Origin of the sequence: Phenylobacterium sp., assembly GCF_022402485.1 — a bacterium.
Lineage (GTDB): Bacteria > Pseudomonadota > Alphaproteobacteria > Caulobacterales > Caulobacteraceae > Phenylobacterium.
Genome location: NZ_JAKRSA010000029.1, coordinates 1 through 13528, shown reverse-complemented (window position 1 = coordinate 13528; position 13528 = coordinate 1). Strand labels below are relative to the sequence as shown.

Annotated in this window: 12 protein-coding genes; 9 read left to right on the top strand and 3 right to left on the bottom strand. The window is 66.3% G+C overall.

Annotated elements, in window-relative coordinates; translation table 11 throughout:
* Positions 1 to 189: 189 nt before the first annotated feature.
* From fliF to MH112_RS12075, 7 genes are all read left to right on the top strand, one after another.
* Positions 190 to 1824, top strand: coding sequence for a flagellar basal-body MS-ring/collar protein FliF (fliF, locus tag MH112_RS12105; protein WP_296568118.1), 1635 nt, complete (start codon positions 190 to 192; stop codon positions 1822 to 1824).
* Complete coding sequence (fliG, locus tag MH112_RS12100) at positions 1821 to 2864, top strand: flagellar motor switch protein FliG (protein WP_296568116.1); 1044 nt, start codon at positions 1821 to 1823, stop codon at positions 2862 to 2864. The genes fliF and fliG overlap by 4 nt, the downstream gene beginning before the upstream one ends.
* The gene (locus tag MH112_RS12095) at positions 2864 to 3514 is read left to right on the top strand and encodes a flagellar assembly protein FliH (protein ID WP_296568115.1); all 651 of its coding nucleotides are present in this window, start codon (positions 2864 to 2866) and stop codon (positions 3512 to 3514) included. Before fliG ends, MH112_RS12095 begins: the two co-directional genes overlap by 1 nt.
* A gap of 16 nt (positions 3515 to 3530) precedes the next feature.
* Complete coding sequence (fliN, locus tag MH112_RS12090) at positions 3531 to 3869, top strand: flagellar motor switch protein FliN (RefSeq protein ID WP_296568113.1); 339 nt, start codon at positions 3531 to 3533, stop codon at positions 3867 to 3869.
* A 25-nt stretch (positions 3870 to 3894) separates the two neighbouring features.
* Positions 3895 to 5265, top strand: coding sequence for a sigma-54 dependent transcriptional regulator (locus tag MH112_RS12085; RefSeq protein ID WP_296568110.1), 1371 nt, complete (start codon positions 3895 to 3897; stop codon positions 5263 to 5265).
* Positions 5266 to 5291: 26 nt separating this feature from the next.
* A complete protein-coding gene (gene flhA, locus MH112_RS12080) occupies positions 5292 to 7373 on the top strand; it encodes a flagellar biosynthesis protein FlhA (RefSeq protein ID WP_296568108.1) in 2082 nt (693 codons plus the stop codon).
* 106 nt (positions 7374 to 7479) lie between these two features.
* Entirely contained in the window at positions 7480 to 7878 is a 399-nt protein-coding gene (locus MH112_RS12075) for a DUF4282 domain-containing protein (RefSeq protein WP_296568106.1), read from the top strand.
* Here MH112_RS12075 and MH112_RS12070 read toward each other — a convergent pair whose 3' ends face one another.
* Genes MH112_RS12070 through fliI form a run of 3 tightly spaced genes read right to left on the bottom strand, consistent with a single transcriptional unit; the run spans position 7879 to position 10696 of the window.
* The gene (locus MH112_RS12070) at positions 7879 to 8949 is read right to left on the bottom strand and encodes an endo-1,4-beta-xylanase (protein ID WP_296568104.1); all 1071 of its coding nucleotides are present in this window, start codon (positions 8947 to 8949) and stop codon (positions 7879 to 7881) included.
* Complete coding sequence (locus tag MH112_RS12065; protein WP_296568102.1) at positions 8946 to 9362, bottom strand: flagellar export protein FliJ; 417 nt, start codon at positions 9360 to 9362, stop codon at positions 8946 to 8948. Before MH112_RS12065 ends, MH112_RS12070 begins: the two co-directional genes overlap by 4 nt.
* Positions 9359 to 10696, bottom strand: coding sequence for a flagellar protein export ATPase FliI (fliI, locus tag MH112_RS12060; RefSeq protein WP_296568100.1), 1338 nt, complete (start codon positions 10694 to 10696; stop codon positions 9359 to 9361). The genes MH112_RS12065 and fliI overlap by 4 nt, the downstream gene beginning before the upstream one ends.
* 429 nt (positions 10697 to 11125) lie before the next feature.
* Here fliI and ctrA point away from each other — a divergent pair, with 429 nt between their 5' ends.
* Complete coding sequence (gene ctrA / locus MH112_RS12055; protein WP_296568098.1) at positions 11126 to 11821, top strand: response regulator transcription factor CtrA; 696 nt, start codon at positions 11126 to 11128, stop codon at positions 11819 to 11821.
* 181 nt (positions 11822 to 12002) lie between these two features.
* A partial coding sequence (locus MH112_RS12050; RefSeq protein WP_296568094.1) for a M20/M25/M40 family metallo-hydrolase occupies positions 12003 to 13528 on the top strand: 1526 nt, incomplete at its 3' end.

Sequence of the window (13528 nt, the reverse complement as noted above, 5' to 3'; positions counted from 1 at the left end):
CGGGTCGGGCAAGCGGACCACGGTGCCCCTGCGAGGGGGCGTGCGACATCGCGCCTCGGCGAAAAAACAGCGCCAATTCATCGGCACAGCCAAGGCTTAAACGCGGCGTTTACCATCGACTGGGTAAATCCTGCCTAGCGGTCGGCCCAAAGTGGGCGCCAACCGCAGGGTTTTGGGGTGGGACGCGCCTTGAATCAGTTCGTAGCCGCCTTGCAAGGGTTCGGGATCGGCCGCCTGGCCGCGATTCTCGGCATTGGCGCCGGCGTGGCCGCCGCCCTGATGGCCGTGACCATGAACTTTGGTCAGCCCAAGTCCCTGCTCTACGCCAATCTCGACATGCGCGAGGCCGGCTCGATCACCGAGGCCCTCGACCAGGCCGGGGTCAAGTACGAGGTCAAGGGCGACGGCTCGACCATCATGGTCAACCGCGACGAGGTTGCCTCCACACGCCTGCTGCTGTCGGGCAAGGGCCTGCCCACAGCGGGGTCCGTGGGTTATGAAATCTTCGACGAGGCCAACGCCCTCGGTCAGACCGACTTCGTCCAGCAACTCAACCGCCAGCGCGCCCTGGAGGGCGAGCTGGCCCGGACCATCCGCAGCCTGGATGGCGTGACGTTCGCCCGCGTCCATCTGGTCCTGCCCAAGCGCCAGCTGTTTGAGGAAACCGCCGAAGAGCCTTCGGCCTCCATCACCATGGGCGTGGGCGGTCGCGCCCCCAGCCCTGACCAGGTACGGGCGGTGCAGAACCTTGTGGCCGGCGCTGTGCCCCGGATGACCCCCGACCGGGTGACCGTCGTCGACCAGAACGGCAAGACCTTGTCCACCGGTGGCGAGGGCTTCGCCGGCGAGATGGCCGAAGGACGCAAGAACGAGGTCGAGCAGCGCATCGCCAAGACCGTCAAGGCCCTGGTGGAAAGTGTGGTTGGAGCCGGCAAGGCCCGGGTGAATGTCACCGCTGAACTGGATCTGGCGCGGGTGACTGTCCAGCAGGAGACCTTCGATCCCGAGGGTCAGGTGGTGCGCTCCGAACAGACGGTCGAGGAAAACGCCAATGAGAACGAGCCCAACGCCAATGGCGTGGTAACCGCCGACGCCAATATCCCGGGCGGCGCTGCGGGCGGCGGCGGCGGCACCCTGGCTTCGGCCAGCGGGCGGACCGAAACCACCACAAATTTCGAGATCTCCAAGACCATCCGCACCGAGGTCAATGAGCCCGGCAAGGTCCAGCGCCTGTCCGTGGCCGTTGTGGTGGATGGGGTCCGCCCTGTGGGCGCGGACGGCGCGCCAGGAGAATATGCGGCCCGCAGCGAGGAAGAAATTGCCCGCATCGAAGAGCTGGTCCGGACGGCCGTCGGCTTCAATGAAGCCCGCGGCGACCAGGTCACCGTGGTCAACATGCCCTTTGATGCCCCGGCCGCTGCAGGCGGGGTGGAGGCGGGCAATCCCCTGATGGACTTCGACAAGAACGACATCATGCGGGCGGTGGAGCTGGCCATCCTCGCCATTGTCGCCCTGCTGATCGTCTTCTTTGTGGTCCGGCCGCTACTGAAGACCGCCGGCGGCGGCGGCGCGGGACCTGGCCAGACCATCACCCGACTGGTGACCACCACCGCCGATGGCCAGCCCATACAGATCGCGGTGGATCCCTCAACGGGCCAGCCCCTGGCGCTGCCTGGTCCTGATGCCCTGGAGCAGAAGATCGACATTGCTCGCATCGAGGGCCAGGTAAAGGCCTCGTCGGTCAAGCGCGTGGCGGACTTTGTCGACACCCATCCGGACCAGTCAGTGGCGATCTTGCGCACCTGGCTGCATGAATCCGCATGACCGGTGCCGTGCGCGGCGGGGGCCGCAACAAGACCATCAATGACATCAGCCAGCTGACCGGGCCGGAGAAGGCCGCCGTGGTTCTGCTGGCGCTTGGCGAAGACCACGGGGTTATCTGGCAGAGCCTGGACGAGGAGGAGATCAAGGAGGTCTCCCAGGCCATGGCCAGCCTTGGCACCGTTGCTGCCAGTGTGGTCGAGGCGCTGCTGGTGGAGTTCGTCGCCGGCATGTCCGGGGCCGGTGCCATCATGGGCTCCTTCGAACAGACCCAGAAGCTCCTCCAGGCCTTCCTGCCCCCCGACAAGGTCGACGCCTTGATGGAGGAAATCCGGGGTCCGGCCGGTCGCACCATGTGGGACAAGCTGGGCAATGTCAGCGAAGCCGTCCTCGCCAACTATCTGAAGAACGAATACCCGCAGACCGTCGCCGTCATCCTGTCGAAGGTAAAATCCGAGCATGCCGCCCGGGTCCTGGGCGCCCTGCCCGAGGACTTCGCTCTGGAGTGCGTCACCCGCATGCTGCGCATGGAGCCCGTGCAGCGGGAAATCCTCGACAAGATCGAACAGACCCTGCGGACCGAGTTCATGTCCAACCTGGCGCGCACCTCCAAGCGCGACAGCCACGAGATGATGGCCGACATCTTCAACTCCTTCGATCGCCAGACCGAGTCGCGCTTCATCGCCGCCCTGGAAGAGCGCAACCGTGAAAGCGCTGAGCGCATCCGGGCGCTCATGTTCGTCTTTGAAGACCTCTCCAAGCTCGATCCGGGTGGGGTCCAGACCCTGCTGCGCGGGGTCGAGAAGGATCAGCTGGGCCTGGCGCTGAAGGGGGCCTCCGACGCCCTGCGGGAGATGTTCTTCTCCAACATGTCCGAGCGCGCCGCCAAGATCATGCGCGAGGACATGGAAGGCATGGGGCCGGTCCGTCTGAAGGATGTCGACCAGGCGCAGATGAAGATGGTCCAGGTGGCCAAGGACCTGGCGGCCAAGGGCGAGATCATGCTGGCCGGGGCCGGCGGCGATGATGAGCTGATCTACTGATGACCCAGCCGATCATCCGCAAATTCGATTTCGACACCGTCTTTGACGATGCCGGCGCTGTGGCCCAGGTCTCGGCCAGGCCCAAGCGCATCTATCCCCTGGAAGAGGTCGAGGCGATCCGCGCCCAGGCCTATGCTGAGGGTGAGCGCGCGGCCCTGTCGCAGGTGGCCGCCGAACAGGCCCGGGCCCTGTCTCAGATCGCCCAGGCCTGCCAGGCGGCGTTGCCTCGCCTGGCGGAGGTGGCCCACGCCCATCGCACAGGATCGGCAGAGCTTGCCCTGGCCTGCGGTCAGGCCATTGCCGACGCCGCCCTGGACGCCTTTCCCCGCGCGCCCCTGCGGGCGGCCCTGGACGCCCTGGCCCGAGAGATCGAGAGCGCACCACGCCTGCTGGTGACGGTGTCGCCCGCCCTGGCCGAGGGGCTGGAGCCCCTGCTGGCCGAGACCGCCCAGGCCATCGGCTTTGCGGGCCAGATCCAGGTGCGCCCGGATCCCGCCATGGCCATGGCGGCCTTCGCCCTCGATTTTGGCGACGGGGCGGCACGATTTGATCCCGCCGCCGCTGCCCAGCGCGTGTCGCAGGCCCTCGAAGCCGCCCTCGCGTCCGAAGGCCTGCACGCCGAACCCCTCATTCCCGGCGGCGAGGCCTGACCGGTGAAAGGACCCTGTGATGTCTGACGAACTGAAACTGCAGGAACTGGGGGCAGGCGATGGTCTCCCGGTGGACTACGGCCTTGAGGGCGAAGAAAAGGCGGCCAGTGACCTGGCACCGGTCTTCGACGTGCCCGTCAGCATCTCGGCGGTGCTTGGCCGCGCCCAGATGTCCGTCGCCCAGCTGTTGCAACTGTCCTCGGGCAGCGTGCTGGAGCTCGACCGCAAGGTCGGCGAGGCCATCGATATCTATGTGAACAACCGCCTGGTGGCCCGAGGGGAAGTCGTCATCGTCGACGAGCGTCTCGGCGTGACCATGACGGAAATCATCAAGGACGGCGACACCGCGGCCTAGTGCAGCGGCGTAAGGAGATTTGAAGATGCGGCTTCTGGTCGTCGGAAAACTGGACGGACAGCTCTCTGCGGCGGTGAAAATGGCGATGAGCGCCGGCGCCAAGGTGAGTCATGTGGAGACCGTCGCGGCCGCCACCCACGCCCTGCGGGCGGGACAGGGGGCTGACCTGCTCCTGGTGGACTACGACCTCGACATTGCAGCCCTGATCGCCGCCAACGAGGCCGAGCGGATCCGGGTGCCGGTGGTGGCCTGCGGGGTCGGGGCCGACCCGGCCAGGGCCGCGGCCGCCATCCGCGCCGGGGCCAAGGAGTTCATCCCCCTCCCGCCGGAAGCTGCTCTGATCGCCGCCGTGCTGGCCGCCGTCTCGGACGACAACCGCCCCATGGTGGTGCGCGATCCTGCCATGCAGGCCGTCCTGACCCTGGCCGACCAGGTCGCCGCCTCCGAGGCCTCGATCCTGATCACCGGCGAAAGCGGGTCGGGTAAAGAGGTCGTCGCCCGCTACGTCCACCAGAAGTCCCGCCGGGCGGCCAAGCCGTTCATCTCGGTCAACTGTGCGGCCATTCCGGAAAACCTGCTGGAAAGTGAGCTGTTTGGCCATGAGAAGGGTGCCTTTACCGGTGCCCTGGCCCGTCGCATCGGCAAGTTCGAAGAGGCCAATGGCGGCACCCTGCTGTTGGATGAAATCTCCGAGATGGACGCGCGGCTGCAGGCCAAGCTGCTGCGCGCCATCCAGGAGCGGGAGATCGACCGGGTCGGGGGCGCCAAGCCCGTCAAGGTCGACATCCGCATCCTCGCCACCTCGAACCGCGACCTGGCCCAGGCCGTCAAGGACGGGACCTTCCGCGAGGACCTGCTTTACCGCCTGAACGTCGTCAATCTGCGCCTGCCGCCCCTGCGTGAGCGACCGGGCGATATCATCGCCCTGGCCGAGTTCTTCGTGAAGAAGTACGCCGCCGCCAACGGGATGCCGGAAAAACCCCTCCCGGCCGAAGCCCGCCGCCGCCTGGCAGCCCAACGCTGGGCGGGCAATGTCCGCGAGCTGGAAAACGCCATGCACCGGGCGGTTCTGCTCTCGGTGGGCGATGAGATCACCGAGGAGGCCGTCCGCCTGCCCGACGGTCAGCCCCTCTCGCCGGCCGATATAGGGGCCCGCACAGCTCAGGCGGCCAGCTTCGCCGCCGAGGCGATCCAACGCAGCTTTGTCGGTCAGACCGTGGCCGAGATGGAGCAGCAGTTGATCATCGACACCCTGGAGCATTGCTCGGGCAACCGCACCCATGCGGCCAACATCCTGGGGATCTCGATCCGGACCCTGCGCAACAAGCTGAAAGAATACACTGAGGCCGGCGTGTCGGTTCCCGCGCCCCAGGGCGCTGGCGCCCACGCCGCCTGAGGCTGAAGGGGAGTTCGAGGAGACGGATGGCTCAGAGTAACGCCCCCCCGGCGCCCACTGCCCGCGACATGATGGGCTGGCTCATGCGCGGGGAAGTCGCCCTGGCCATCGGGGCGGTGAGCATCATCGTCCTGCTGATCCTGCCCATTCCGGCTGTGCTGCTGGACGCCCTGCTGGTGATCTCGATCACCGGTTCAATTCTGATCATGATGACCTCGCTGCTGATCAAAAAGCCGCTGGAATTCAGCGCTTTCCCGACGGTCCTGCTGGTCAGCACCCTCTATCGCCTGGGGCTCAACATCGGCTCCACCCGCCTGATCCTGACCCATGGTCACGAGGGGACGGACGGGGCCGGCCAGATCATCGAGGGCTTCGGCAATCTGATGATGGGCGGCAGCTTCATCATCGGGGTGATTATCTTCGCCATCCTGGTGATCGTGAACTTTGTCGTGATCAGCAAGGGCTCAGGCCGGATCGCCGAGGTGGCGGCCCGCTTTACCCTCGACGCCATGCCCGGCAAGCAGATGGCCATCGATGCGGACCTCTCAGCGGGGCTGATCGATGACGAGGAAGCCAAGCGCCGGCGCAAGGAGCTGGAGCAGGAATCGACCTTCTTCGGGGCCATGGATGGTGCCTCGAAGTTTGTCCGCGGCGACGCCATCGCTAGCCTGATCATCGTGGCCATCAACATCCTCGGCGGCATCCTCATCGGGGTGATGCAGCACGGCATGCCGGCTGGCGAAGCGGCGACCACCTATACGATCATGACCATCGGCGATGGTCTGGTTAGCCAGATCCCCGCCCTGATCACCTCCATCGCCGCAGGCTTCCTGGTCTCCAAGGCCGGGGTCGAGGGTTCAGCCGACAAGGCCCTGGTCGCCCAGCTGGCCATGAATCCGGTGGGCCTCGGCATGGTGGCTGCGACATCGGGCATTCTGGCCGTGGTGCCCGGCATGCCCGTGCTGCCCTTCGCCGCCGTGGCCATCGCCGCCGGCGCCCTGGCCTACTACCGGGGTCGAAAGTCCCTGGAGCCTGAACCCGCCCCGATCATGGAGCAGGCGACTGAACCCCAGGACGAGCCCATCAGCGACACCCTGGCCATCGACGAGATCAAGATCGAACTGGGCTATGGCCTGTTGCCGCTGATCAATGACCTGGAAGGCCGCAGGCTCACCGACCAGATCCGCGCCCTGCGCCGGACGCTTGCGGCGGAGTACGGCTTTGTCATGCCCTCGGTCCGTATCCTGGACAACATGCGCCTGCCCTCCCAGGGCTACTGCATCCGCATCAAGGAACTTGAAGCCGGCGAGGGCGAGGTGCGCCTGGGGTCCCTGATGGCCATGGACCCCCGGGGCGGCCAGGTCGAAATTCCCGGCGAACACATGCGCGAGCCCGCCTTTGGCCTGCCCGCCACCTGGATCGACGAGACCCTGCGCGAGGAGGCCAGCTTCCGGGGCTACACCATCGTTGATCCCGCCACGGTGCTGACCACCCATCTGACCGAGATCCTCAAGGACAACATGTCCGAGCTCCTGTCCTATGCCGAGGTTCAGAAGCTGCTGAAGGACCTGCCGGGCGAGCAGAAGAAGCTGGTGGAGGACCTGATCCCCAGCATCGTGACCGCCACCACCGTTCAGCGGGTCCTGCAGGCCCTGCTGCGGGAGCGGGTGTCGATCCGTGACCTGCCCGCGATCCTGGAAGGCATCGGCGAGGCTGCCCCGCACACCGCCTCCGTGGCCATGCTGGTGGAGCAGGTGCGCGGCCGACTGGCCAGACAGCTCTCCTACGCCTATCGCGGCGATGACGGCGCGCTGCCCATCGTCACCCTGTCGGCGGAATGGGAAAACGCCTTCAGCGAGGCCCTGATCGGGCCCGGCGAGGAAAAGCAGCTGGCCCTCGCCCCCTCCCGCCTACAGGACTTTATCCGCGGCGTGCGCGAAGTGTTTGAGCGTGCGGCCCTGTCGGGGGAAACCCCGGTTCTGCTTACCAGCCCGGCCATCCGGCCTTACGTGCGCTCGATCATCGAACGCTTCCGGGGCCAGACCCCGGTCATGAGCCAGAACGAGGTCCACCCCCGGGCGCGGCTCAAGACTCTCGGTACGATCTAAGGGGCAAGGGCCGGCCTCGGCTTTTCCAAAGTTGCCCGGAAGGCCTGCGGCTGGTAGCGGTTTGGCGCGCGGGACGCCCGTGGGTCCCAGAAGCGTTGGATGACGAATGGCCAGCAGATCCAAATCTAAGCGCGGCGCCGGGGCCTCCCTGTTCTGGGACCTCCTGACGTTCGACCGGCTTATGACCAACTCGGTGATCCACCTGATCTACTGGGCGGGCCTTGGCGTTATCGCCCTGGGCGCGTTCGGCACCATTGGGGCCGCGGTGGGCGTGGCGCTCCGCGAAGACAGCATCATGGGCCTGATGCTGGCCATACCGGTCCTGGTGGCCGGCCTGCTGGTGATCGGCGCCCTGATCCTGCTGTGGCGCTCATTCTGTGAGTTCTATGTGGCGATCTTCCGCCTCAGCGATGACCTGCATGTCCTGCGTCAACAGGCCGACGCCGAGCGGATGGCCCCGCCGCGCCAGCCTGCCCCGAGACCCGCGCCGCCACCCCAGGGCTGATCAGCCCACCTGGGCAGCCCAGGCTGCGGCTGCGGCTTTTGGCCGCCCCTGATCATCAAACGGCAACGGCGTATCGCCTGCGTCTTCGCGCTTGAGCCACGAGTCCTTGTCCCTCAGCCCCCAGAAGCTGAAGGCGAACCTCTGTCGGGGCGGCAGGGCCATGAAGGCCTCGGCGGCCTCCCCATAGAGCGCGGCCTGCTGGCGCTCCAGTTCAAGACGATTGGGCATCAGGCCCTGAGCCCGGCTGATCGAAACATCAAACTCCGACACATGGACGGCCAAGCCGAACTGGCCGAGTTCGCGGATGGTGCGGGCGATTTCCCCCGGTGGCTGATCGGCCGCCACATGGGTCTGAGTACCCACCCCATCCAGGGGGGCACCGGCGGCCAGCAGCCGCTCCACCAACCGCAGGAAGGTGGCCCGCTTCTTGGGGATCCATTCGAGATTGTAGTCGTTGAGAAAAAGCCGGGCGTTCGGGTCAGCCTCGCGGGCGTGCTGGAAGGCCAGCACCATGTGCTCAAAGGCCCCAAGCCGCTGGCTCCAAAGGCTGTCGCGCCAGCCCTCGCCGTCCTCGGCCACTGCCTCATTGACCACGTCCCAGCCCACGGCCTGGCCACGATAGCGGCCCACCACGGCGTGGATGTAGTTGCGATAGGCCGCGCCAAAGCTGACCCGTCCCTCGTCCAGGCGCTCAAAGGCTGGCGAGGTCTGGGCGTACCAGACCAGGGTGTGGCCAAACAGGCCCATCCCATGGGCGCGGGCGAAGGCGGCGATGGCGTCTGGGGCCTCGAAGCGGAAGCTGCCATCGTCCAGGACGATGTACTCCATCTTCATCTCCCACTCCGGCGTCAGCTGCGAGGCCTGGGTGGCAATCAGCCGGGCCAGGGCCGGATCGGTGAGATGCATCGCCTGGACGGCCGTGCCGACGGGAAAGGGCGCGATAGACCTCAAGGGCGGCAGACTGATCGGTGAGGTCTGGGATTGCGCCGCAGGCTGGCAGGCGCCGAGCGCCAGGGCCGAGCCGATGAAGCTTCGGCGGTTTAGATCATAGAGGGAGCCCGGCAGTTTCACCGACGGGCCGCAGCCGCCCGTTGCAGACCCATTTCGTCCATGGCCGCAGCATCAAGTCGGGCCCGTTCGCGCAGCCGCGTCAGCCGGATGTCCTCAGCCACCTGCTCATACTTTTTCTGCTCTTCGAAGGCCCCGGTCAGGGCGTCCCGGGCGCCTTGCTCCTCCAGGGCCAGGACCTTGAGCTGATCCATCAGGGCGGCCCGACGGACACGCAGGCCATCCAGGAAGCCGATGTGACACCAGCCGGAGTCCGCATCATCGGTAGCGCTCTGCGCCTCGGCTTCGCCTTCGGCCTCCAGCATCAGCAGGCGCATCTCAAGGTCGGCGCGACGCTGATTGATCTCCGCCATGCGTTTCTGAAGCACCTCCACCTCATAGGTGGACAGCTTGACGAGCGACTGGGCCCAACTCATGCGGCGACGCCTTCAAGGATGTGGGCCAGGGCGCCAAACGACTCTTCAAGGGTCGTGGCCTCATCCTGGTCCTGGCTGAGGAACCCTTCCAGGGCCGGGTTGAGGGCAATCGCCATGTCCACCTGCGGATCAGAGCCTGGCCGGTAGGCACCAATACGGATCAGCTCCTCCATATTGGCATAGGCCGACAGGGCCTGTCGGGCGGCGGTGACGATCTGGCGCTCGTGGGGCTGGTGACAGCCGGGCATGGTTCGACTGATCGACTTCAACACATTGATGGCCGGGAAACGGCCGCGCTCGGCAATGGCCCGTTCCATGACAATGTGGCCATCGAGAATGCCGCGCACGGCGTCGGCGATCGGCTCATTATGGTCATCACCGTCGACCAGCACGGTGAACAGGCCCGTGATCGGGCCAGCCTTGGTGCCATCTGGCCGGATGGGTCCGGGCCCTGCCCGCTCCAGCAGCTTGGGAAGTTCGGTAAACACGGTGGGGGTGTAGCCCTTGGTGGTCGGCGGCTCGCCGGCGGCCAGGCCGATTTCGCGCTGGGCCATGGCAAAGCGGGTGACGGAGTCCATCAGACACAGGACCTCCATGTCCTGGTCGCGCATGAACTCAGCGATGGCCATGGTCATATAGGCCGCCTGCCGGCGCTTGAGGGCGGGTTCGTCGGAGGTAGCCACCACAACAATGGCCCGGCGCAGCCCCTCCTCGCCCAGAGTCTCCTCGATGAACTCCCGGACCTCCCGACCCCGCTCACCAATCAGCCCCACGACTACGGCGTCGCAATCAGCGTTGCGGGCCAGCATGGAGAGCAGCACCGACTTGCCGACGCCCGAGCCCGCGAAGACCCCGAGGCGCTGGCCGCGGCAGCAGGTGGTGAAGACGTTCATCGCCCGGACACCCAGATCCAGTCGTCCACCAACCCGGTCACGGGCATGGGCCGGGGGGGGCGGCGCACGCAGAGGATAGGCCGCGACGCCCTGGGGCAGCGGCCCCTTGCCGTCGATGGGCTGGCCAAAGGCGTCGATGATACGGCCAAGCCACGCTTTGGTCGGACGCACGGCCGATCCACCCGGCTCAATGCGGATCTCCGCCCCCGGCGCCACGCCCTCAACGGCCCCGAACGGCATCAACAGGGCGCGAGCGTCACGGAAACCGACGACTTCGGCTGGCAGGGGCGGGGCACCGAGGCGCTCGATCTCGGCGCGGGCGCCCACCGCAAGGCGGGTCACGCCGCCCCGGGCCTCAATCAGCAGACCGTTGACGGCGGCCACCCGGCCAGAGACGGAAAGCGGGTCGATGCGCTCGACCGCGGCGACAAGACTGCGCAAAGGCCGGGCCCCCGGAAATCACTGATGACCAAGGTCGCCCGGCAGGCTTAATCCCAGGTGAAGATTCGTAAACGGCGCTGGATTTAGGCGCTCGCTGCCCAGCCACCTCTGGGCTCACCCTTGTCCACTGTTCAGCCCCCCGCAACGCCCCGTAGCCGCGGGTTGGACCAGCCCGAGCCTGTCGCCCACAGGTTGTCGCCGAGCCCCCGCTTCGCCGCGCCTGTCCAATCACAAAAGATTCAACTGGACCGTGACTCGCTCAGGCGCGGCGGGCCTTGCCGCTGATTCTCAAATCGGATTAACGAATTGCGCAGAGGCCCTTCAATATTAACCGGTCTTAAATTAACTCGCGGGCAAGATTACCGCGAGGGGCTTGGATGGTTTCCGAACGGGGACCAGCAAGCTGCGCTGTCGTTCGAGGAGGGACTGATGCGCGTTCTGTTGATTGAGGATGACAGCGCTACGGCGCAGAGCATTGAATTGATGCTGAAGTCAGAAGGCTTCAACGTCTATACGACCGATCTGGGGGAAGAAGGCGTCGATCTGGGCAAGATCTACGACTACGACCTTATTCTGCTGGATCTCAACCTGCCCGACATGAGCGGCATGGATGTGCTGCGTACCCTGCGGGTGGGCAAGATCAATACCCCGGTGATGATCCTGTCCGGATCGGCCGAGATCGACACCAAAGTTAAGACGTTCGGCGCCGGCGGCGACGACTACATGACCAAGCCTTTCCACAAGGATGAGCTGATCGCCCGCATTCACGCGGTGGTCCGGCGCTCTAAGGGCCACGCCCAGTCGGTCATCCGCACCGGCGACATCGTGGTCAATCTGGATGCCAAGACCGTCGAGGTGAACGGCGCCCGGGTCCATCTGACCGGCAAGGAATATCAGATGCTCGAGCTGCTCTCTCTGCGCAAAGGGACGACGCTCACCAAGGAAATGTTCCTCAACCACCTCTATGGCGGCATGGACGAGCCGGAGCTGAAGATCATCGACGTCTTCATCTGCAAGCTGCGCAAGAAGCTGGCCGCTGCCGCCGAGGGCAAGCACCACATCGAGACCGTCTGGGGCCGCGGCTATGTCCTGCGCGATCCTCAGGAGTCCGCCGTCGCCGCCTGACAGGGCGGGCCAGGCTGACCAGCCTGGACCATCGACGACCATCCATTGCAGAACGCCCGCCGCTCCTTCCGGCGGGCGTTTTTGCGTGCCAGCCATGCCTGTGGGGCGGTGTTCAAATAGTTAGAGCATTTCACGAAATGCTCTAGGTTCCCGGACAAGAACACGACGGGGACAACGCGCCATGGAACGTACGATCGCACTGGTCGTCTGCCTGATCCTTGGGGTGACGATCAGCTGGTTTGGCGAGCAGGGGCCCCGTCCCAAAGCGGTCGACGCCCCCGCCGAGGTCTTCTCCGCCGAACGGGCTTTGGCGGACATCGAGATCATCGCCCGCGCCCCCCACCCCACAGGCAGCCCCGCCAATTTCGCGGTCCGCGAACACCTGATCGATCAGATGGCGGCCCTTGGTCTTGATCCGCAGGTCAGTATCGCGCGCCCCTTCGCGGTCCGGGAGGTGAACGGCGCAACCCGAGTAAGCGGCGCTCGAATCGAGAACCTCACCGGGGTCTTGCCTGGCCGCGATCCGGCCGCGCCAGCCCTGGCCCTGATGGCCCACTATGACAGCGTTCCGCGATCCCCGGGGGCCGGCGACGATGCAGCTGGGGTTGCCGCTATCCTGGAGATCATCAGCGCCCTGCGCGCCCGGGGCCAGCCTGAGCGGAATGTGGTGGTGATTTTTACCGACGGCGAAGAGATCGGCCTGCTCGGTGCCCGCGCCTTCTTCGATGACCATCCCCTGGCGGCAAACATCGGCTTCCTGATCAACCTGGAGGCCCGCGGCTCGGCGGGTCGGGTGACCATGTTCGAAACCGGCAATCAGGGCGGGCCCACAGTGGACCTGTTTGCCCGGGTCACCCCGGGCTCACCGGCCAATTCCCTTGCCGTCTTTGCCTATCGCCGGATGCCCAACGACACCGACTTTTCGATCCCGCGGGATCTGGGCATTCCGGGACTGAACTACGCATTTTCTGGCCGCCAGTTCGATTACCACAGCCCGACGGCCACGGTTGAAAACCTGTCCCGCCGTTCGGTCCAGGACCTGGGCGACCAGGCCCTGGCGGTGGCGGTCGCGGCCGCCTATTCCGATACGCTCCCGGCACCTGGGCCAGACAAGGTCTACGCCCCGCTGCCGGGGGGCAAGACGGTAGCCTATGCGCCCTCGGTAGGCTGGATCCTGATCGGACTGGCCGCCCTGTTGCTGAGCGTCGGGGTCTTCAGGGCCAGAAAGGCCGCTTCAGGATTTGGCCTGCTGGACGCGGGCCAGGGGGCCCTGGCGGGGCTCTATGTGCTCCTGGCCGGCGCAGTGGTGCTGCGGTCCGCGCGGCAGGCCACAGGGGTCGGCTTTGGCTATCTTGAGCAGCGTGAGCTACTCGCCCAGGCAGCGCGGTTCGAGGTTGTGGTGATCCTGCTCGGGCTTGGGGTGGTGCTCCTGGCCGCCGCCGCCCTGGCCAAGGGCGGCATGCGTATGGCCACAGCCCTCCTGGCCCTGGTCGCGGCCCTCGGCTGTCAGATTCAGGGGGGACTGGACTGGCCTGCCCTGGCCCTTGGTCTAGGGGCCGCGGTGGTCGCCTTTGGTGCCTTTGGGCGGCCAGCAGAGCGCAGCGCCGGCTGGGCCGGGCTTCTGGTCACGGGCCTCGTGGCGGCCATCGCCCTGCAGTGGGCGGCACCGACCATCGGGTTCCTCATCGCCTGGCCTCTGCTGCTGGC

Coding starts and splice junctions, on each gene's coding strand:
- ctrA (WP_296568098.1), top strand. CDS start 11,126: ATGCGCGTTCTGTTGATTGAGGATGACAGCGCTACGGCGCAGAGCATT.
- MH112_RS12085 (WP_296568110.1), top strand. CDS start 3,895: ATGCGGCTTCTGGTCGTCGGAAAACTGGACGGACAGCTCTCTGCGGCG.
- MH112_RS12095 (WP_296568115.1), top strand. CDS start 2,864: ATGACCCAGCCGATCATCCGCAAATTCGATTTCGACACCGTCTTTGAC.
- flhA (WP_296568108.1), top strand. CDS start 5,292: ATGGCTCAGAGTAACGCCCCCCCGGCGCCCACTGCCCGCGACATGATG.
- MH112_RS12075 (WP_296568106.1), top strand. CDS start 7,480: ATGGCCAGCAGATCCAAATCTAAGCGCGGCGCCGGGGCCTCCCTGTTC.
- MH112_RS12065 (WP_296568102.1), bottom strand. CDS start 9,362: ATGAGTTGGGCCCAGTCGCTCGTCAAGCTGTCCACCTATGAGGTGGAG.
- fliG (WP_296568116.1), top strand. CDS start 1,821: ATGACCGGTGCCGTGCGCGGCGGGGGCCGCAACAAGACCATCAATGAC.